This window comes from Enterococcus sp. 12F9_DIV0723, from assembly GCF_002174375.1.
GTDB classification, from domain to species: Bacteria; Bacillota; Bacilli; order Lactobacillales; family Enterococcaceae; genus Enterococcus_A; species Enterococcus_A gilvus.
The window spans coordinates 682,091-683,304 of sequence record NZ_NIBK01000001.1; the positions used below are offsets into that span (position 1 = coordinate 682,091).

1 protein-coding gene is annotated in these 1,214 nt (G+C 36.2%); it reads left to right on the plus strand.

Annotated features, from left to right (window positions below; all coding sequences use genetic code 11):
- Positions 1 to 173 precede the first annotated feature (173 nt).
- The gene (locus A5868_RS03350; RefSeq protein WP_086305460.1) at positions 174 to 878 is read left to right on the plus strand and encodes a helix-turn-helix domain-containing protein; all 705 of its coding nucleotides are present in this window, start codon (positions 174 to 176) and stop codon (positions 876 to 878) included.
- Positions 879 to 1,214 lie beyond the last annotated feature (336 nt).

Consider the following 1,214-nt stretch of genomic DNA (forward strand, 5'->3'; position numbering starts at 1 on the left):
GTATAATATAATACAATTTGTATAATTATTTTTCTATATTAAGACTTCGGATGATATTTAGAATTAATTTTCCGGGATTTATTAATAAGATATTTAATTTAAGCGCAAAGACACCTTACAAATCGCAAAGACATTTTGATAGGTAAAGGTAGTTTTTAAGGAGGAAGCACATTATGCAGTTATTACTTTTGACGAAAGTCCCACTTTACGAGGAAAATTTTGAACGCCACTTGAAGCAATTAGGAAACGAGGTTTATTGCTCTGAAAATATGGTAAGCTTATTGAAGGAAAAATCGTTTGATAAAAGTTTTCTGGAACCGTTTGAAGGCATTATTTTCAGCGAAACATTGTATGACATCGAAACCTATGAAATAATCAAACACTTGCCACAAGGAAATTTGAAGCTGTTTCGCAGAGCCAAAGAGAACAAATCAGAGGAAGTGGGTTCAAATCCTTTTCACGCGTGGATTCCACTGGATGCAGATATCGAACAGCTTCGGGAAATTTTATTGATCGCGGAGATCTCTCGTTTGACGAATAAAAAGTCTGTCCATGCGAAGCAGGTCACAGTGAAGCAGAAGCTTTCTGAGTTAAGCCTGAAATTAAAGCAAAAGGAAATCGTCTACTATTTGATCCAAGCGGGAGAACGAACGGTTCCTCGTGAAGAGATCAGTCGAGAAATCTGGGAGAAGGACCCAACGAAATCTGTTCTAGCCAGTCTTTCGAAGGTCGTCTCAAAAGTAAATGAAAAATTAGCGAACGAATTTGGGGATGAAGCGATCCAAACGGTATGGGGACATGGCTATCGTTTGAATAAAAAATTCTTTGACTACTTAGAAAATGACGTGGTGGAAGAAAATCAAGTACTTATTCGTTAACGGATCGATACGGTTGGGCTAGAGGAAGAGTCTGTAGCTTAATAATAAAAGCAGGTATCCTGTAGTCATTTAAAAAGCGTTCTTGTCTTCAGATCATGAAGCAGGAACGCTTTTTTTGTTGCGATTTGTCGAGAATAGCTCCAAACCAAGCTTTGAATCAAAATCTCATATTAATCCATCTGAAAACGTAAAAATACATAAAAGCATTTAGTGAAGGGAAAGCAAAAGCCTTTTTCAAAGAGAATAAATCAAAGGTATGGGAAACGAAAAGGGGTGTAAATAATAATAAAAGAATGATTATCATAAAGGAACGTTGGAAAGGTATAGTTGATAAAG